This is a genomic window from Micromonospora sp. CPCC 205546 (assembly GCF_036902715.1).
Taxonomy (GTDB): Bacteria; Actinomycetota; Actinomycetes; order Mycobacteriales; family Micromonosporaceae; genus Micromonospora.
Genome location: NZ_JBAKHL010000082.1, coordinates 1 through 18,119 on the forward strand (window position 1 = coordinate 1; position 18,119 = coordinate 18,119).

At 72.4% G+C, this 18,119-nt stretch carries 15 protein-coding genes; 5 read left to right on the forward strand and 10 right to left on the reverse strand.

Translation table 11 applies throughout. The features are described from left to right. Positions 1–82: 82 nt before the first annotated feature. The 4 genes from V6U77_RS26205 to V6U77_RS26220 form a co-directional block, all read right to left on the reverse strand. Positions 83–2,218: a thiamine pyrophosphate-dependent enzyme gene (locus V6U77_RS26205; protein WP_334609407.1), complete on the reverse strand. Its 2,136-nt coding sequence runs from the start codon at positions 2,216–2,218 to the stop codon at positions 83–85. Positions 2,219–2,299: 81 nt separating this feature from the next. Beyond that, positions 2,300–3,223 carry an ABC transporter permease gene (locus V6U77_RS26210; protein ID WP_334609386.1) on the reverse strand — a complete coding sequence of 308 codons (924 nt, stop codon included), beginning with the start codon at positions 3,221–3,223 and terminating at the stop codon, positions 2,300–2,302. After that, positions 3,213–4,160 carry a nickel ABC transporter permease gene (nikB, locus tag V6U77_RS26215; protein ID WP_334609387.1) on the reverse strand — a complete coding sequence of 316 codons (948 nt, stop codon included), beginning with the start codon at positions 4,158–4,160 and terminating at the stop codon, positions 3,213–3,215. The genes V6U77_RS26210 and nikB overlap by 11 nt, the downstream gene beginning before the upstream one ends. A gap of 21 nt (positions 4,161–4,181) precedes the next feature. After that, entirely contained in the window at positions 4,182–4,712 is a 531-nt protein-coding gene (locus V6U77_RS26220; RefSeq protein WP_334609388.1) for an Lrp/AsnC family transcriptional regulator, read from the reverse strand. A 127-nt stretch (positions 4,713–4,839) separates the two neighbouring features. Here V6U77_RS26220 and V6U77_RS26225 point away from each other — a divergent pair, with 127 nt between their 5' ends. From V6U77_RS26225 to V6U77_RS26245, 5 genes are read left to right on the forward strand one after another with little or no spacing between them, the layout of a single operon-like run. Continuing rightward, positions 4,840–5,883 carry an ABC transporter ATP-binding protein gene (locus V6U77_RS26225; protein WP_334609389.1) on the forward strand — a complete coding sequence of 348 codons (1,044 nt, stop codon included), beginning with the start codon at positions 4,840–4,842 and terminating at the stop codon, positions 5,881–5,883. Then, positions 5,883–6,929: an ABC transporter ATP-binding protein gene (locus V6U77_RS26230; RefSeq protein ID WP_334609390.1), complete on the forward strand. Its 1,047-nt coding sequence runs from the start codon at positions 5,883–5,885 to the stop codon at positions 6,927–6,929. The genes V6U77_RS26225 and V6U77_RS26230 overlap by 1 nt, the downstream gene beginning before the upstream one ends. Beyond that, a complete protein-coding gene (locus tag V6U77_RS26235; RefSeq protein WP_334609391.1) occupies positions 6,926–8,368 on the forward strand; it encodes an aldehyde dehydrogenase family protein in 1,443 nt (480 codons plus the stop codon). Before V6U77_RS26230 ends, V6U77_RS26235 begins: the two co-directional genes overlap by 4 nt. Before the next feature lie 7 nt (positions 8,369–8,375). After that, on the forward strand, positions 8,376–9,332 hold the full coding sequence (locus tag V6U77_RS26240) for a hydroxyacid dehydrogenase (RefSeq protein ID WP_334609392.1): 957 nt from the start codon (positions 8,376–8,378) through the stop codon (positions 9,330–9,332). A gap of 47 nt (positions 9,333–9,379) precedes the next feature. Beyond that, the gene (locus V6U77_RS26245; RefSeq protein WP_442934516.1) at positions 9,380–10,507 is read left to right on the forward strand and encodes an acyl-CoA dehydrogenase family protein; all 1,128 of its coding nucleotides are present in this window, start codon (positions 9,380–9,382) and stop codon (positions 10,505–10,507) included. A 30-nt stretch (positions 10,508–10,537) separates the two neighbouring features. Here V6U77_RS26245 and V6U77_RS26250 read toward each other — a convergent pair whose 3' ends face one another. The 6 genes from V6U77_RS26250 to V6U77_RS26275 are packed head-to-tail and all read right to left on the reverse strand — an operon-like array spanning position 10,538 to position 17,931. Continuing rightward, entirely contained in the window at positions 10,538–11,479 is a 942-nt protein-coding gene (locus V6U77_RS26250; protein WP_334609394.1) for a M15 family metallopeptidase, read from the reverse strand. After that, positions 11,476–12,486 (reverse strand): acetylxylan esterase, encoded by a 1,011-nt coding sequence (locus V6U77_RS26255; RefSeq protein ID WP_334609395.1) that lies wholly within the window; start codon positions 12,484–12,486, stop codon positions 11,476–11,478. Before V6U77_RS26255 ends, V6U77_RS26250 begins: the two co-directional genes overlap by 4 nt. Before the next feature lie 3 nt (positions 12,487–12,489). Next, positions 12,490–14,868 carry a beta-glucosidase family protein gene (locus V6U77_RS26260; RefSeq protein WP_334609396.1) on the reverse strand — a complete coding sequence of 793 codons (2,379 nt, stop codon included), beginning with the start codon at positions 14,866–14,868 and terminating at the stop codon, positions 12,490–12,492. Continuing rightward, positions 14,865–15,686, reverse strand: coding sequence for a carbohydrate ABC transporter permease (locus tag V6U77_RS26265; RefSeq protein ID WP_334609397.1), 822 nt, complete (start codon positions 15,684–15,686; stop codon positions 14,865–14,867). Before V6U77_RS26265 ends, V6U77_RS26260 begins: the two co-directional genes overlap by 4 nt. After that, positions 15,683–16,624 carry a carbohydrate ABC transporter permease gene (locus V6U77_RS26270; RefSeq protein WP_334609398.1) on the reverse strand — a complete coding sequence of 314 codons (942 nt, stop codon included), beginning with the start codon at positions 16,622–16,624 and terminating at the stop codon, positions 15,683–15,685. Before V6U77_RS26270 ends, V6U77_RS26265 begins: the two co-directional genes overlap by 4 nt. A gap of 8 nt (positions 16,625–16,632) precedes the next feature. Beyond that, entirely contained in the window at positions 16,633–17,931 is a 1,299-nt protein-coding gene (locus tag V6U77_RS26275; protein ID WP_334609399.1) for an ABC transporter substrate-binding protein, read from the reverse strand. Between the last annotated feature and the right edge of the window lie 188 nt (positions 17,932–18,119).

Genomic DNA, 18,119 nt, shown 5'->3' on the forward strand with positions numbered 1-18,119 from the left:
CACCCCGTACGCGCCCGCAGACACGTCGGCGGCCCCCCCGGTCATGGGGTGGCCCGCCGGCGTCCTGCCGTCGGAGTCGGGATCACCCGAGCAACGAGCGGGCCGCCGCCAGCACGTCGTCCTCGCCCAGCAGCACCTGGTCGGCCGCCGGGCCCAGGGGGACGTAGCTGTCGACGCTGTTGACGCGGGAGATCCGGCCGGTGAAGCCGCCGTCGACCAGCGTGGCCACCACCGCCTCGGAGACCCCACCGCTGCCGCGGCTCTCGTCGACGACGAGGACCCGCGAGATCCCGGCGAGCGCGGCGCGCAGGCTCACGGCCGGCAGCGGCGACAGCCACTGCAGGTCGATGACCCGGGTGCTGACCTGCCGTTCCCGGGCCAGCGTCCCGGCCACCCGCAGGCTCATCGGGACGCCGTTGCCGAAGGTGACCATCGCCAGGTCCGTGCCCTCGCACACCGTGCGCACCTGGCCCAGCGGGTTCTCCGTCGCCGCCCAGTCGGCCGGCTCCGGGTAGGGGGCGAGCCAGCCGCCGTCGCCGTCGGTGTGCAGGTCACGGCGGTGGTAGAGCGCGATCGGTTCCAGGAAGACGCAGACCCGCCCCTCCTGCTCGGCCAGGGCGAGACACTGGCGCAGCAGGGCGGGGGCGGTGGCCGGGTGCGAGGCGACCGCGAAGGCCAGCCCGGGGATGTCCCGCAGCACCGCCACCGAGTTGTCGTTGTGGAAGTGCCCGCCGAACCCCTTCTGGTAGGCCAGGCCGGCGATGCGCACCACCATGCCGTTGGAGTACTGCCCGTTGGAGAAGAAGCGCAGCGACGCGGCCTCGCCGCGCAACTGGTCCTCCGCGTTGTGCAGGTAGGCCAGGTACTGGATCTCCGGGATCGGCAGCGTGCCGGCCAGGGCTCCGCCGAGGGCCACCCCGAGGATGGTCTGTTCGTCGAGGAGGGTGTCGAAGACCCGGCTGGCCCCGAAGACCTTCCGAAGCCCCCTGGTGACGCCGTAGACGCCGCCCTTGCGCGCCACGTCCTCGCCGAAGACCTGGGCCTGGGGCCAGGTCAGCAGCGCGTCGTGCAGGGCGGCGTTGATCGACTGGGCCAGGGTGAGCGGGCCGCGGGTCTCGGGGGGCCTGCCGCCGAACGCCCGGTCCCGCCCGGCGCCGGCGCGCCGCGCGGCGGCGCCGACCCGCTCCACCCGGCGGGCGGTCAACGGTGCGGTGACCGCCGCCGGGTCGTCCAGCCGCCCGACCCGGCCCAGCATCAGCCGGGCCTGCTCCATCACCTGCTTGCGGGAATGCTCGTAACGGGTGAGGGTCTCGGCCGGGCTGAGGATCCCGCGCCGCGCGAGCAGGGCCGCGGTCGCCAGGATCGGGTCGCGGGCGTGGTCGGCGAGGATCTCCGCGCGGGTGCGGTAGGCCAGCTCGGCGTCGGAACCGGCGTGGCCCATGAACCGCACGGTGCTCAGGTGCAGCACGGCGGGCCGGCGCCGGGTACGCACCTGGTGCGCCACGTCGGCCGCGGTGGCGAGCAGACCGGCGGGATCGGTGCCGTCGGCGTGCGCGTAGTCGATGCCGGGCAGGGCCGACAGCATCCGCCGGACCCAGCCCTGCGGGGACCGGGTGCTGATCCCGATGCCGTTGTCCTCGCAGACGAACAGCAGCGGCACCGGGAGGCCCTGGTGGGCGCTGTAGCCCACCGCGTTGAGGGCGCCGGCCGCCGTGGAGTGGTTGGCCGAGGCGTCGCCGAAGCTGCACACCACCACGGCGTCGGCCGGGTATCCGGTGTCGGAGACACCCCGGTCGAGCGCGAACGCCATGCCCATGGCCCGGGGCAGGTGCGAGGCGATCGTCGACGTCTGCGGGATGATGTTCAGCTCCCGGTGGCCGAAGACCTTGTGCCGCCCACCGGAGATCGGATCCTGCCGCGACGCCGCCGCCGAGTGCAGCACGTCAGCGATCGGCGTGGAGCCGGCGACCTGACCGGCCCGCGCGGCGTAGAAGCCGCCGGAACGGTAGTGCAGCAGGGCGGGATCGGTCGGGCGCAGCGCCAGCGCGACGGCCGCGTTGCTCTCGTGCCCGCTCGACCCGATCGTGTAGAAGCCCTCCTGCTGGGTCTGCAACCACCGCAGCGCGAGGTCCAGGTGACGGCTCTGGATCTGGGCGTCGAGGTAGTCCACCAGCAGGTCGGGGTCGATGTCGACCCCCGGGGAGGTCTCCTCGGGCAGCGGCTGCCCCGCGGAGAACTCGGTGAGGCGGCGGACCAGGTGCTCGTCGATGGATTCCACGCGGTTGTGCTCCTTGCGGGGTCAGCGACTGGAACGGCCCCGCAGCCGCGGGTCCAGAACGTCGCGAAGGGTGTCGCCCAGGAGGTTGAAACCGAGAACGGCGATCATGATGCAGACCCCCGGTACGACCGACGGCCAGACCGACATCTCCATGAAGGACTTGCCGTTGGAGAGCATCGACCCCCAGGACGGCTGGGGCGGCTGCACACCGAGCCCGAGGTAGCCCAGGGACGCCTCGATCAGGATCGCGTAGGCGATGCTCGTGGTGAACTGCACGGCGATCGGGGCGATCGAGTTGGGCAGGATGTACTTGAGGATGAGCCGGGTGTTGCTCAGCCCGACCGCCTGGCCCGACTCCACGTACGGCTCCCGGCGCACCGACATCGCGGTGCCACGCACGATCCGGGCGAAGCTGGGGATGAAGACGATGACCAGGGCAAGGACGAGGTTCTCCGTGCCCGGTCCCCGGGCCGCCACGACCGCGAGGGCCAGCAGCAGGGTGGGGAAGGAGAACATGATGTCGGTCGCCGGGGTGATGATCGCGTCGAGCACGCCCCGGTAGAAGCCGGCGAGCAGCCCCAGCAGGACGCCGACGGCCCCGGCGCAGGTCACCACGATCAGGCTCACCGTCAGCGAGGTGCGTGCGCCGTAGAGCGCCCGGCTGAGCAGGTCGCGTCCGGCCTCGTCGGCGCCCAGCGGGAAGTCGCCGCCGGGCGGGGCGAGCCGCTGGTCGGACATCGCGGTCGGGTCGTAGGGGGCGATCAGGGGGGCGAACGCGGCGGCCGCGATCATCAGCAGCACGATGACCAGGCCGACCAGGCCGACCTTGTCCCGTGTGACCAACCTCAGCAGATGCCCGCCACGGCGCCCGACCGACTTGCGGGAGGCGTCTTCCTGCTGCTTGCCGCGGCGTTGGCGGCGGCCGGGGACGGCTTCAGTGACCACTGCGCAACCTCGGATCCAGGTAGGTGTAGAGCAGGTCGACGAGAAGGTTGACCACGACGTAGAAGAAGGCCAGGAAGAGCAGCGTCCCCTGGACGACGGGGTAGTCGCGCTGGCTGATCCCGCGGATGACCATGGTGCCGAGCCCCGGCCAGGCGAAGACCTGCTCCACGATGACCGTGCCGCCCAGCAGCGCCCCGGCCTGGATGCCCAGCACCGTGACCACCGGGATCAACGAGTTGCGCAGGGCGTGCCGGACCATGACCCCACGCTCGCCCAACCCCTTGGCGCGAGCGGTGCGGACGTAGTCCTGGTTGAGCACCTCCAGCATGCTCGAGCGGGTCATCCGCATGCTGATCGCGGCGAGGCTGGCGCCGAGGGTCACCGACGGGAGGATGAGGTACTTCAGGCTGCCCAGGAAGCCCTCACCCTCCCCGGCGCCCTGCGAGGGCAGCCAGCCCAGCGAGACCGAGAAGATGTACACCAACAGGATGCCGAGCCAGAAGTTCGGCAGCGACAGCCCGATCAGTGAGGCGACCCGGGTGCTGGCGTCGAGCAGGCCGTTACGCTTGGTGGCGCTGAGCACACCCAGCGGGATCGAGATGAGCATCGAGACCAGCAGCGCCGAGACGGCCAGCAGCAACGTGGACGGGAAGCGCTGCATGATCTCTTCGAGCACCGGTTGGCCGGTGCGCATCGAGGTGCCGAGGTCGCCCTGCAGCAGGGCGCCCAGCCACCTCACGAACTGCTCGTAGACGGGCATGTCCAGCCCGAAGTAGCGGCGCATCTCCGCCTCGATCGCGGGGTCGCCGAAGTCCTGCCCCATGATCGAGCTGATCACGTCGCCGGGGATCATGCGGATCACCAGGAACGAGATCACCGAGATCCCGAGCAGGACCGGAATAACCGATACAAGGCGGATCAGCGTGATGCGCAGCATGTCTTGCCTCTTTCGGTCTGGTCAGACTTCAGAACCGGGCGCGCCGGGATCCGAGCCGCTGCCCCAGGCGGGCTCCTCGTCACCGGTGACAGCGATGTCGCGGGCCCATTCGTGCGCACGCTTGGCGACCCGCAGCACCATCACCGAGCGGCTCTCCATCACCCCGTCGAGGTGACCCAGCCGCTCCGTCCAGAACCGGCGCATGGCGTTGCTGGAGGCGAAGTAGCCGACGGCGATGACGTCGAACTGCCCGGTGACGTGGTAGACGTACGCGATCTCGGGCATGCCCGCGAGCTTGTCGATGAGCTGTTCGGTGCTCCCCGGCGCACTCTGGATCTCGAAGAGTGTGTGCACCGGGCGCCCCATGAACGCGGCGCTGGGAATCGCGGCGAACTGTAGCTGCCCGTCCGCGACCAACCTTTCCATCCGTCGTCTGACCGACCCCTCGGACAGTCCGACCTTGGCGGCCAGCGCCACGTTCGTCTGCCGCGGGTCCTGGACGAGTTCCCGGATGATGCTGCGATCTTTTTCGATCGAGCCCTTGGATGCCAACGTTGCTCCAACTTCGCTGAGTGGCGGTATTCGTCGCTGTCGGGAGCCTAGACGACGAACATCGTCTGTGCAACACTCCTGGTCGACGAATGACGACGTTGAGACGAGAGACTGCGGGGTGGGTTCGATGGCCTTGTTGGAGGTGCGGGACCTGCGTACCGAATTCCGTGCGGCACGGGGTTCGGTGACGGCCGTCGACGGGGTCTCCTTCACCGTCGACGCGGGCGAGACAGTGGCGCTGGTGGGCGAGTCCGGCTGCGGCAAGTCGGCCACCGCGCAGTCCATCATGGGCCTGATCGTGCCGCCGGCCGGTCAGGTGACCGGCGGACAGGTCCTGTTTGAAGGAAGGGACCTGGTGCGTCTGCGCCCGCGCGAGCTGCGGGCCGTGCGCGGCAAGGGCATCTCGATGATCTTCCAGGATCCGATGACCTCGCTGAACCCGGTGCTGACCGTCGGGAAACAGCTCACCGAGACCCTGGAGCTGCACCTTGGACTGAGCCGCAGGGCGGCACGGGCGCGGGCCGTCGAGCTGCTGGAGATGGTGCGCATCCCGGCCGCCGAGACCCGGCTGAGCTCCTATCCGCACCAACTCTCCGGCGGCATGCGGCAACGCGTGATGATCGCGATGGCGCTCTCCTGCCAACCCCGCCTGATCCTCGCCGACGAGATCACCACCGCCCTCGACGTCACCATCCAGGCGCAGATCCTGGAGCTGCTGCGGGAGCTTGCCCGGGAGACCCGCACCGCACTCCTGCTCATCACCCACGACCTCGGCGTGGTGGCCGGCATGGCGGAACGGGTCAACGTGATGTACGCCGGGCAGATCGTGGAGCGGGCCGAGACGGTCGACCTGTTCCACCGCCCGCAGATGCCCTACACCTGGGGACTGCTGGGGTCGGTGCCCCGGCTGGACCTCGTGCGCGGCGGCAAGCTGCGTCCGATCGCCGGCCGACCCCCGGAGCTGTCGGAGATGCCGCCCGGCTGCCGGTTCGCCCCCCGCTGCGCGCACGTCCGCGAGGCCTGCCAGGGCAGCGCGCCCGACCTCATCACGACGTGGGAGACGCCGGACCGGGGCCAGCTGACCCGCTGCTGGGGCATGCGACCCGAAAGCGAGGGCGGCTGGCTCTCCACCGAGGACCGGCACCCCTATCTCTCGACAGAGGAGAGCTGATGACCGAATCCCCTGTCACCGCTGCCGAGCGCACCCTGCTGCGGGTACGCGACCTGGCGGTCGACTTCAAGGTGCCCGTGCGCGGCAAGCTGCGACCGGCCCGCCTGCGCGCCGTGTCCGGAGTGGACCTCGACGTCCGGCGGGGCGAGATCATCGGGGTGGTGGGCGAGTCCGGGTGCGGCAAGTCCACGACCGGACGCGCCATCCTCCAGCTCCTCAAGCCCGCCGCCGGGACGGTGACCTTCGACGGCACCGAGCTGACCACCCTGGGCCGCGGTCCGATGCGGGCCATGCGCCGACGGATGCAGATGATCTTCCAGGACCCGTACGCGTCGCTGAACCCGCGGATGACCATCGGCGAGCTCATCGAGGAGCCGCTGCTGGTGCACGCCGACCTCTCCGCCGCCGGGCGGCGGGCCAAGGCGGTCGAGACCATGCAGATGGTGGGGCTCAGCGAACAGTGGCACGAGCGCTATCCGCACGAGTTCTCCGGTGGCCAGCGGCAACGGGTGGGCATCGCGCGGGCGCTGGTCAGCAACCCGGACTTCATCGTCGCCGACGAGCCGGTCTCCGCGCTCGACGTCTCCGTCCAGGCCCAGATCGTCAACCTGCTCGAGCAACTGCAGGAGGAACTGGGCCTGACGATGATGTTCATCGCCCACGACCTGGCCGTCGTACGGCACCTCTGCGACCGCATCGCCGTGATGTACCTCGGCACCGTCGTCGAGGTGGGCGAGTGCGAGGACATGTACCGCCGGCCGCAGCACCCCTACACCAAGGCGCTGCTGTCGGCGGTGCCGATTCCCGATCCGCTGATCGAGACCGAGCGCCAGCGCGTCATCCTGACCGGGGACGTGCCGAGCCCGCTCAGCCCGCCCAGTGGATGCCGCTTCCGCACCCGGTGCTGGAAGGCGCAGGAGATCTGCGCGGTGCAGGAACCGGTGCTGACCTCCGCCGCCGGCAGCGGCCACCAGGTCGCCTGCCACTTCCCGGAGGATCCCGGCCCGCTGGACCGCCCCCTCGCCGCCGCGGTCGGTGGCCGGTGACCACGACCGTGCCACACCATCTCAATCTCGTCGACGGCGAGTGGGTCGACGGGGACCGCCGGCCGAACGGCAACCCCGCGCGGCCCGGCGAGGTCGTCAGCGAGTACGCCGTGGCCGACCGGGAGACCGCCCGCGCGGCGATCGAGGCCGCCCGCCGCGCGCAGCCCGGCTGGGCCAGGCAGTCCGTCGGGTCCCGGATGGACGTCCTGGACCACATCGGCACCACGATCCTGCGACGGACCGAGGAACTCGCGGTCCTGCTGTCGCGGGAGGAGGGCAAGCTGCTCAGCGAGGCGCGCGGGGAGGTCACCCGGGCCGGTCAGACCTTCCGCTACTACGCTCACCAGCTGCTGCAGCCGCAGGGCGAGGTCTACTCGTCCACGCGCCCCGGCGTGCACGCCGAGGTCCGGCGCCGACCGCTGGGCGTGGTCGGGATCATCACGCCGTGGAACTACCCGCTGGCCATCCCGGCCTGGAAGGTCGCGCCCGCGCTCGCCTACGGCAACGCGGTCGTCCTCAAGCCGGCCGAACTGGTCACCGCCTCCGCCGGGGAGCTCGCCCGGATCATCGCCGGGTCCGGGCTGCCGCCCGGCGTGTTCAACCTTGTCATGGGAGCCGGCCGGGTGGTCGGCGAGGAGCTGCTCACCTCGACCGGGGTCGACGGCGTCTCCTTCACCGGAGGCACCGGCACCGGCGGCCACGTGGCACGGCAGTGCCTCGCCCACGGCAACAAGCGGTTCCAGTTGGAGATGGGTGGCAAGAACCCCCTCGTGGTGCTCGACGACGCCGATCTCGAGGTCGCGGTGCGCTGCGCCCTCGACGGGAGCTTCTTCAGCAGCGGCCAGCGCTGCACCGCGTCGAGCCGGCTCATCGTGCAGGCGGGCATCCACGACCGGTTCGTCGAGGCGCTGGCCGCGGCGGCCGGCGCGCTGCGGGTCGGCGACCCGCTCGATCCTCTCAGTGACCTGGGCCCGGTGGCGAGCCCCGAACAGCTCGCCCAGAACCTCGACTACGTCCGGATCGGACGCGACGAGGGCGCGCGGGTGGTCGCCGGGGGGACGCACCGCCCCGACGAGGGACAGTTCATGCGACCCACCCTCTTCGCCGACGCGCGCAACGACATGCGGCTGGCCCGGGAGGAGATCTTCGGCCCGGTCTCCTGCGTGATCAGGGTGGGCGACCTCGACGAGGCGATCAGCGTCGCCGGCGACACCGACTACGGGCTCTCCGCCGGCATCGTGACCACCTCGCTGTCCGCGGCGGAACGCTTCAAGCGCGACGCCCGCGCCGGCGTCGTCTCGGTCAACCTGCCCACCGCCGGCACCGAACTGCACCTGCCCTTCGGCGGCACCGGCGCCTCCAACCACGGTCCCCGGGAGCAGGGCGGCTACGCGCGCGACTTCTACTCCGTGCCGGTGACCTGTTACACCGGCTGGTGAGGACACCATGACACCGAAGATCCTGCTCACCGAGCCGATCGCCGCCGCCGGGATGGAGCTGCTGCGGGCGGCGGGCGAGGTGCACGTCGCCCACGCCACCGACCCGGCGGCGCTCGCCGCCGGACCGTTGACCACCGCCGACGCCCTCGTGGTGCGCTCCTCACCGGTGACGGCCGGCATGCTCGAAGCCGGCCGGCGGCTCAGGGTCGTCGGCCGCCACGGCGCGGGGCTCGACGGCATCGACCTCGCGGCGGCCGACCGTCTCGGCATCCGGGTGGTCAGCACGCCCGGCGCCAACGCCGAGTCGGTCGCCGAGTTCGTCATCCTGGCCGCGCTCACCCTCGCCCGGCAGACGCCGTCGGCCACCGCGTCGTTGAGCCGGGGCGCCTTCCCGGCCGGCCGGTCGCTGCCGTCCGGGGTCGTCGCGGCCGGGCTGACCGGGACCATGCTGGCCGGCCGCACCCTGGGCCTGGTCGGGCTCGGCGCGATCGGCCGGGGGGTCGCGGCCCGCGCCCAGGGACTGGGCATGAACGTCATCGGGTACGACGTGGCGACGGCCGCCCCGCCCCCGGGGGTACGCCTCGTCGCGCTGGACGACCTGCTGCGCGAGGCCGACGTGGTGAGCCTGCACGTGCCCCAGACCCCGCAGACGACCGGGCTCGTCGACGCCGCCACGCTCACCCGGATGCGGCCGGACGCGCTGCTGGTCAACACCGCGCGGGCCGGGGTCGTCGACAGCAGGGCCGTGCTGGCCGCCCTCGACACCGGACGGCTCCGCGGCTACGCGGTGGACGTCTTCGCCCCCGAGCCGCCCCACCCCGACGACCCGCTGCTGCACCATCCGCGGGTCTTCGCCACCCCGCACATGGCGGCGATGACCCACGACGCGCTGGACGCGATGGCCGTCGCCGTCGCGCGTAGCGTGATCACGCACCTGGAAGCCCTGGGAGGAAACGAACCGTGACCCTGTCTGCCCCCGTGCCCACGCTCGCGTACTTCGGCGTCGACGCCCTGATCGACGACGACACCCGAGACCTCCAGGCCGCCGTACGTGGTTTCGTCGACCGACGGATCCGCCCGCAGATCGCCGCCTGGTACGAGGAGGGCCGGCTGCCCGTCCGGGACCTGGCCCGCGAACTCGGGGAACTCGGCGTGCTCGGCATGCACCTGCGGGGCTACGGCTGCGCCGGCACCTCCGCCGTCGCGTACGGGCTGGCCTGCTTCGAGCTGGAGGCGGGCGACTCGGGGCTGCGCTCCCTGGTCTCCGTGCAGGGCTCGCTCGCCATGTACGCCATCTGGCGATTCGGCTCCGAGGAGCAGAAGCAGCAGTGGCTGCCCCGGATGGCCGCCGGCGAGGCGATCGGCTGCTTCGGCCTGACCGAACCGGACTTCGGCTCCGACCCGGCCGGCATGCGGACCAGGGCCCGCCGCGACGGGGACGACTGGGTGCTCAACGGCACCAAGATGTGGATCACCAACGGCTCCGTCGCGGATGTCGCCGTGGTGTGGGCGCGCACCGACGAGGGCGTACGCGGCTTCCTCGTCCCGGCCGGCACCCCCGGCTTCACCGCCCCGGAGATCACCCGCAAGCTCTCCCTGCGCGCCTCGGTGACCTCGGAACTCGTCCTCGACGACGTGCGGCTGCCCGCCGACGCGATGCTGCCGGAGGCCGCCGGCCTGTCCGGGCCGCTGTCGTGCCTCAACGAGGCCCGCTTCGGCATCGTCTTCGGGGCGCTGGGCGCGGCCCACGACTGCCTGGAGACGACGGTGGCGTACGCCCGCAGCCGGCAGATCTTCGACAAGCCGCTCGCCGCGTACCAGGCCACCCAGCTCAAGCTCGCCGACATGGGGCTGGAGCTGGGCAAGGGAATGCTGCTGGCGTTGCAGATCGGCGCCATGAAGGACGCCGGCACGCTCGACCACCGGCAGATCAGCCTCGGCAAGCTCAACAGCGTGCGGGAGTCCATCGCCATCGCCCGCGAGTGCCGCGCCATCCTCGGCGCGGCCGGGATCACCCTCGACTACCCGGTCATCCGGCACTCGGCCAACCTCGAGTCCGTGCTCACCTACGAGGGCACCTCCGAGGTGCACCAGCTGATCATCGGACAGGTGCTGACGGGCCACGCCGCCTTCAAGTGAGCGGGACGGCCCCTGGCCGGCACGGCGACGTCAGCCGCCCACCGGCCCGGCCGAGGATCGGGCCACCGGCAGGTCGAAGTACGTCTCGGGCCAGGGTTCGTCGCGGTAGCGGTAGTGCCACCACTCGCGGTCGTAGTTGACGAATCCGCCGTCGGCCATGAGCTGCCGCAGCAGCCGCCGGTTGTCCCGGGCCGCGCCGGTGACCCGCGGCGAGTCGGTGTGCGCGAGCGGGTCGAAGCAGTCGAAGCCGGTGCCCATGTCGACGCCGTCGTCGGCGAACCGCTGGCCCCGGGGGGCGGTGCAGGAGACCAGGGGCTGGCCCGGGGCGTACGGGGGCTGGGTGGCCGTCGGCACGTCGACCAGGGTCAGGTCGACGGTGCTGCCCCGGCTGTGCGCGGTGGGCGCGCCGATGTAGCCCTCGTCGAACAGCTCGGACTTGGCCACCCGGGGATAGAACTCGGCCTTCATCCGCTGCTCGCCGGGCTGCCTGGCCCACTCGACGAAGTCGTCGGCGGCCCGGCGGGGGCGGTAGCAGTCGTACACCTTCAGGCTGCGGCCCCGGGCCAGGGCGGCGTCCTGCACCCGGCGCAGCGCCTCGGCGGCCCGGCGGGTGAGCAGGCAGAGCGGTTCGGCGTAGCCGGCGACCGGTCGCCCGACGAAGTTGTGCGCGCCCGCGTACCGGATGTCGGTGCGGATGCGCGGGTCGACGTCGGTGAGCACGACGAGGCCCGGCCCGCGCGGCGCCGGTGACGCCGCGCGGGGCGGCGCCGACGTCTTCGTCGCGGGCGTCGCCGGGGCGGACGGTGGTGGCGTCGCCGGGGCGGACGGGCGTGGCGCGGCGGGTGGTGACGGCGACGGCGCGGGCCGGGTGCAACCGGGCGCGAGGGCCACGACCACGAGCGCCGCCGCGACGGCCCGCCCGCGGGTGGCCGTGACGCGCGGGGTTCGCCGGCGGAAGCGGACGGACCTCACGCACCCTGTCTACCAGGCCACGGGCCGTCGGGCGCCCGGTCCGGCGACAGGTGTACGCGCAGGAAGCGCACGGCTTCCTCGTCGTCGTCGATTCCGCCGGCCTCGTGGCCGTTGTACCGCCAGACCGACAGCTCCGTCGGCCCCGGACAGGCGTTGACGGCCGCGAAGACGGTCGACGGCGGCACGATCTCGTCCATCAGCGCGACGGAGAAGCGGGCCGGCAGGTGACACCGGCGGGCGAAGTTCACCCCGTCGACGTAGGCCAGGGTGCTCAGCACCCGGTCCTCGGCGTGCCGGTGGACGGCCAGGTAGTCGCGGATCTCCCGGTAGGGGCGCGCGTCGGTGACCGCGATCGCGCGCGGGACGTCGCACAGGAACGGCACGCCGGCCACGACGGCCCGCAGGTCGGACGTCAGCGCGGCGGCCGCGAGGGCCGCCGCGCCGCCCTGGCTGTGCCCGAGGACCGCGACCCGCGCCGGATCGACCGCCGGCAGGGCCCGGGCCGCGTCCACCGCCCGCACCGCGTCGGTGAGGAACCGCCGGTAGTAGTACGTGCGGGGGTCCGTCACCCCCCGGGTGAGCACGCCGGGCGCCTCGGGGCCGGCGGCGGCCGGATCCGGGGTGTCGCCCCGGGCCCAGCCCGCCCCCTGCCCCCGGGTGTCCATCTGCAGGTGCGCGAAGCCGGCCGAGGCCCAGAGCAGGTTCTCCAGGGGGTGGCCCCGGCCGCCGCCGTAGCCGGCGTACTGCACGACGGTGGGCAGGGGCGCCTCGGCGTCACGCGGCAGCCGCAGCCAGGCCCGCACCGGCTGCCCGGCGAAGCCGGGGAAGGTCACGTCGTGCACGTCGATCGTGGCCAGCCCGGTGGGCACCGGCTCGGCGCGCGCCGGCCAGCCGCACTCCCGCGACTCGGCGATCGTGTCCGCCCAGAACCGGTCGAAGTCCGCCGGCTCCGCCACCTGACCCCGGTACGCCCGCAACTGCTCCTCAGGCAGGTCGGTGAGGGCCACCGCTCAGCCGGCCGACGGCGTGACGGCGAAGCGGGGATGCAGCCGCCGGGTGTGGTCGACCTGCCGGGCCGGACCGCGCAGCGCGACCGCCGCCACGAGCCGGTGGTCGGTGCTGGACGCCGCCAGCCGCAGCTCCAGCTCGCCCGGCTCGACGACGCGCCGCCCGTCGCGCCCGGTGAACGAGAACAGGTCGGCCGGCACCGCCAGGTCGATCCGGCACGCCGCGCCCGCCTCCAGCGGCACGCGCAGGTAGCCGACCAGCCGCTGCACGGGCTGGACCACCGAGGCCACCGGGTCGTGCGCGTACACCTGCACCACCTCGCTGCCTGACCGGGAGCCGGTGTTGCGCAGCGTGAAGTGCAGCCGCAGCTCCCCGTCGGTCGCCGCGACCGGCTCGTCGAGCACCAGGTCCGACCAGCCGAACGTGGTGTAGCCGAGACCGTGCCCGAAGCCGTACGCCGGCGTCGGGTCGACGTTGGAGACGTCGCTGGCCTGGCCCAGCCGCGCCGACAGATAGGTGGTCGGCTGCGCGCCCGGCCCCCGGGGCACGCTGACCGGCAGCCGCCCCTGCGGGGTGACCCGGCCGGCGAGCACGCCGGCGATGGCCGGGGTGCCCTCCTCCCCCGGGAAGAACGACTGCACGATCGCCGCCGCCTCGCCCACCGCCCGGCCCAGCGCGTAGGGGCGCCCGGCGAGCAGCGTCACCACCACGGGCGTACCCGTGTCCAGCAGCGCGTCGAGCAGGTGCTGCTGCGCCCCGGGCAGCGCCAGCGACTCGGCGTCGCAGCCCTCGCCGCTGGTGCCCCGCCCGAACAGTCCCGCCCGGTCGCCGAGCGCGGCGATCACCACGTCCGCGCCCCGCGCCGCCTCGACCGCCGCCGGCACCCCGGCGGTGTCGTCGCCGTCGACGGAGACGCCGGGCACGGTGACCACGGCGCTGCCCGCGAACTCGGCGCGCAGCGCCGCCGCCAGGGTGGGCAGCTCGATGCCGACGGGCACCTCCGGGTGCCGGGAGCCGACGTGGGCGGGGAACGAGTAGCAGCCGAGCACCGCCGTGGGGTTCTCCGCCTGCGGCCCGACCAGCGCGATGCGCGCCGGCCGGTCGAGCGGCAGGATGCCGTCGTTGGCCAGCAGCACCACGGCACGCTCGGCGACCTCGCGGGCCAGCGCCCGGTTGGCCGGCGGGTCCAGGTCGACGGTGCCGCGCAGCGCGTCCGGGTCGGACAGGTCGGCGCCGGCCAGCGCGGCCGGCACCGGGCTCCAGTCGGCGTCGAGGAGGCCGAGCTGCGCCTTCTGCGTCAGCACCCGGCGGACCGCCCGGTCGATCAGCGCCTCCGGCACCACGCCGGCCGCCAGCGCCTCGCGCAGCGGCTCGCCGAACGTCTTCACCGTCGGCAGCTCGACGTCCACGCCGGCGGCCAGGGCCTCGGCCGCCGCCTCGGCCGAGCTGCCGGCCACCCCGTGCAGGGTGTGCAGGAAGGCGATGCCGAAGTAGTCGGCCACCACGGTGCCCGGGAAGCCCCAGGCGTCGCGGAGCAGACCGGTCAGCAGTTGCTCGTCGGCCGCCGAGGGCATCCCGTCGGTGTCGGTGTAGGCGTGCATCACCGAGCGCGCGCCGCCCTCGCGTACCGCCATCTCGAACGGCGGGAGGATCACGTCGGCGCGCTCGCGCGGGCCCATCGCCACCGGCGCCAGGTTGCGCCCGCCCCGGGAGGCGGAGTAGCCGGCGAAGTGCTTCAGGGTGGCCACCACGCCGGCGGACTCCAGCCCCCGCACGTACGCGGTGGCGATGGTGCCCACCATGTAGGGGTCCTCGCCGATCGTCTCCTCGACCCGCCCCCAGCGCGCGTCGCGCACCACGTCGAGCACCGGCGCGAGCCCCTGGTGCACGCCGACGCGGCGCAGGTCGGCGCCGATGGCGGCGGCCATCCGCCCGATCAGCTCGGGGTCGAAGGTGGCGCCCCAGGACAGCGGCACCGGGTACGCGGTGGCGCCCCAGGCGGCGAAGCCGGCCAGGCACTCCTCGTGCGCCATCGCCGGGATGCCGAACCGGTTCGCGGCGGCGATGCGCTGCTGGGTCCGCAGCAGCGACAGCGCGCCGAGCGCGGGGTCGACCGGCGCGGTGCCGAACGGGCGGGTGAGCTGGCCGAGGCCGACGTCCAACAGGGTCGCCAGGTCGACCGGCTCCTCCATCTCGTGCTGGTACGGCGCGACCTCTCCCCCGTCGGCGGCCGCGCCGACCCAGACCCCGTAGAGCTGGGCCACCTTCTCCGGCAGGGTCATCGCGGCGACCAGGGCGTCGACGCGGGTCGCGAGGTCGAGGGTCGGGTCGGTCCAGACGGCGGTGCCGGGGGCGATGTCGAGGGTCACGTTGTCGGTCACTTTCCTCCGACGCCCATCAGCCCCTGCACCAGGGCCCGCCGGGCGAACAGATAGACGAGCAGGACGGGCACCATCGACAGCACGACCGCGGCGAGCAGGCCGGGGATGTTGATCCCGTACTGCGTCTGGAAGTTGTAGAGGCCGAGGGTGATCACCTTGGTGGAGTCGGACTGGGTGAGGATCAGCGGGAACAGGAAGCCGTTCCACGCCTGCAGGGCGGAGAAGACCGCGATGGTGGCGATCCCGCCGCGCGACAGCGGCAGCACCAGCTGCGCGAAGACCCGCGCGGGGCTGGCGCCGTCGATGGCCATCGCCTCGTAGAGGTCGCCGGTGATGTCGCGCATGACGCCGCTGAGGATCAGCGCGCACACCGGCAGCGAGAAGGCGGCGGTGGGCAGGATGACGCCGACGAGGTTGTCGTAGAGCCCCGCCTTGCTGATCAGGTAGAAGATCGGCACGATGACCGCCTGCGCCGGGATCGCCAGGCCCAGCAGGAACAGCCGGAACACCCCGGAGGTGAGCCGGCTGCGGCTGCGCACGATGGCGTACGCCAGCGGCGGCACGAGCAGCAGCACGATGGCCACCACGCTCGCCGTCACCACCAGGGTGTTGAACAGGTAGCGGCCGAAGCCCTCGTCGAAGGCGCCGGTGTAGTTGTCCAGCGTGAAGGTGTCGGGCAGGGCGATGGGGCCGTTGCGGCCGTACCCCTCGCGGGTCTGCACGGTGATCGCCAGCATGACGTAGATCGGCAGGCCGACCAGGAGCAGCCAGGCCACGGCGCCCATCCCGGCCAGCCAGTTCGGACGGTGCCGCTTCACAGTCCCTCCATCGTGGAGCGCATCCGGTCGTAGCCGGAGACCCGGACCACGATCAGCGAGATGACGGTGGCGACGACGACGAGCAGCAGGGCGATGGCCGCGCCGGCGCCGAAGTCGAAGCTGCGGAACGCCTGCTCGTACATGTGGTAGGCGGTGATGGTGGTGTCGGTGCCCGGCCCGCCCTGGGTGAGGATCAGCACGGTGTCGAACGTGGTGAGCCCGCCGACGACCATGAGCACCACCGAGGTGATCATGGCGTTGCGCAGCTGCGGCAGGGTGACGTGGCGGAACTGTCCCCACCGGCCGGCGCCGTCGACCTCGGCGGCCTGGTAGAGCACCGCCGGTACGGCACGGGCCGCGCCCTGGTAGATCAGCGCGTGGAACGGGATGAACTGCCAGCTGCCGACGAAGACCAGCACGGCGATGGCGCCCGTGCGGCTGCCGAAGAGGTTGCCGTCGCCGAACAGCCACGGGGCCTGTCCCGGCACGCCGAAGTTCGGGTCGAGCAGCGCCCGCCACAGCACCGACACGGCGGTCGCCGACAGCAGCAGCGGGAGGAAGAAGATGGCGGACAGCACGGCCCGGTTGCGCTGCGGGCCGGCCGCCCACACGCCGATCAGCAGGCTCAGCGGCGTCTGCACCAGCACGCCGAGGGCGGTGAGCAGGACGCTCAGCCACAGGCTGTTGATCATGACGGGGTCGCGGGCCAGCCGCTGCCAGTTGTCCAGCCCGACGAACTCCGGCGAGCCGAGGCCCGCCCAGCTGGTGAAGCTGAGCACGACCACGAGAACCAGCGGGGCGAGCGCGAAGAGCCCGAAGAACAGGGTCGCGGGCAGGGCCCAGGCGAAGCCCGGGCGGCTGAGGGTGGGGCCGCCCGGGCTTCGTCGGGCCCGTCGCTGCTCCGGCACGCTGCGGGCGGCGAGGGTGGTGGTGGACATGGCCGCGCTCAGCCCGCCTGCAGGGACTGCATGGCCTTGATGAAGCCGGCGGCGTCCAGCCGGCCGTTGCAGTACTGCTGCACGGCCTGGTGGATGGTCGTGGTCGCTGCCGGCGGGTACGCCTGGTCCCAGGAGAGCTGGAAGCTCGGGGCCTCCTTGACCAGGGTGAACTGGTACTTCAGGTAGTCGGGGTTGGTGGCGCCGTCGAGGAACTTCTCGGTGTTGGTGGTGGTGGGCAGGTTGCCGATGGCGAGCTGTGCCTGGACGAACTCGTCGGAGTACTGGAGCTTGAGGAACTCCGCCACCGCCTCCGGGTGCCGGGTCTTCTTCAGCACGGAGTAGAAGTTGTTGGTGTTGCCGACCACGTTGCGCGGGTCGCCCTTGCCCCCCGGCACGCTCGGGAAGGCGCTCCAGCCGAGGCCCTCGGCGGCGAAGGTCGGGTTGGCGTCGTGGTGGGTCGAGTAGTTCCAGGAGCCCATCAGCTCGAAGCCGGCCTTGCCGCTGGACAGCAGTGTGGGCGAGCCGCCGTCGGTGAACTTGACCGAGTCGAAGTTGGTGCCGAACGCGCCGGCGTCGGTCAGCTGCCGCAGCAGCTCCAGGGCGCGGCGGCTCTCCGGACTCTCCCAGGCGCCCTTGTCGCCGCCGAGCGCCTTGGCGAACAGCTCGGGGCCGGCCACCCGGTCGTAGAGGTACTGATACCACATCTGGGTGGGCCACTGGTCGCCGCCGCCGAGGGCGATCGGGGTGATGCCCTTGCCCTTGAGGGTCTTCACGGCCGTCAGCAGGTCGTCCCACGTCCTCGGCGGGGTGATGCCGGCGTCGGCGAGGACCTTCTTGTTGTGGAACAGCAGCACCGGCTGGGTGCCGCGCATCGGCACCCCGTACGCCTTGCCGTCGACCACGGCGGTGTTGAAGACCGAGGGCAGGAAGTTGGCCTTCAGCCCCGGGTCCTTGGCGATCATGTCGTCGAGCGGCAGCAGCAGGTCGGCCTTGACGAACGGAGTGATGCTGCCGCCACCCCAGTTGAAGAAGACGTCAGGCGCCTGCTTGGTGTTGATGATCGTCTGGAGCTTGGTCTGGTAGTCGGCGCCGGGGATGGTGTCCAGCACCGCCTTGACCTTCGACGTCTTGTTGAACGTGTCGACGAGCTGCTTCTCGACCTTGTTGGTGGCGTCGCCGTACACCAGGATGCGGATCTCGTCCTGACCGGCGGCCGGGTCACCGTCGCCACAGGCGGTCAGTGGCAGCGCCAGCGCCAGGGCGGCGCCGAGCGCCACGACGCGGGCGAGCCGCGTGCGTACAGTCATGATCGACCTCTCGTGGTGGGGGTGTGGTGGGGGACGTCGCCGCCGGCGCGACGACCGAAAGGTGTCCGACAAGTTTCCGGAATACTTCCGTAACTCGTCCGAACGCTAGAACCGACCTGCCGTGTCGTCAACCCCCGATCGTGGGGCAAGATGGGCCGGTGGAGCGGCCCCGCCGTTCCGGACGTTTT

Excerpts from the sequence above, each read along its gene's own strand:
- V6U77_RS26240 (WP_334609392.1), top strand. The coding sequence starts at position 8,376 with ATGACACCGAAGATCCTGCTCACCGAGCCGATCGCCGCCGCCGGGATG.
- V6U77_RS26270 (WP_334609398.1), bottom strand. The coding sequence starts at position 16,624 with ATGTCCACCACCACCCTCGCCGCCCGCAGCGTGCCGGAGCAGCGACGG.
- V6U77_RS26275 (WP_334609399.1), bottom strand. The coding sequence starts at position 17,931 with ATGACTGTACGCACGCGGCTCGCCCGCGTCGTGGCGCTCGGCGCCGCC.
- V6U77_RS26230 (WP_334609390.1), top strand. The coding sequence starts at position 5,883 with ATGACCGAATCCCCTGTCACCGCTGCCGAGCGCACCCTGCTGCGGGTA.
- nikB (WP_334609387.1), bottom strand. The coding sequence starts at position 4,160 with ATGCTGCGCATCACGCTGATCCGCCTTGTATCGGTTATTCCGGTCCTG.
- V6U77_RS26225 (WP_334609389.1), top strand. The coding sequence starts at position 4,840 with ATGGCCTTGTTGGAGGTGCGGGACCTGCGTACCGAATTCCGTGCGGCA.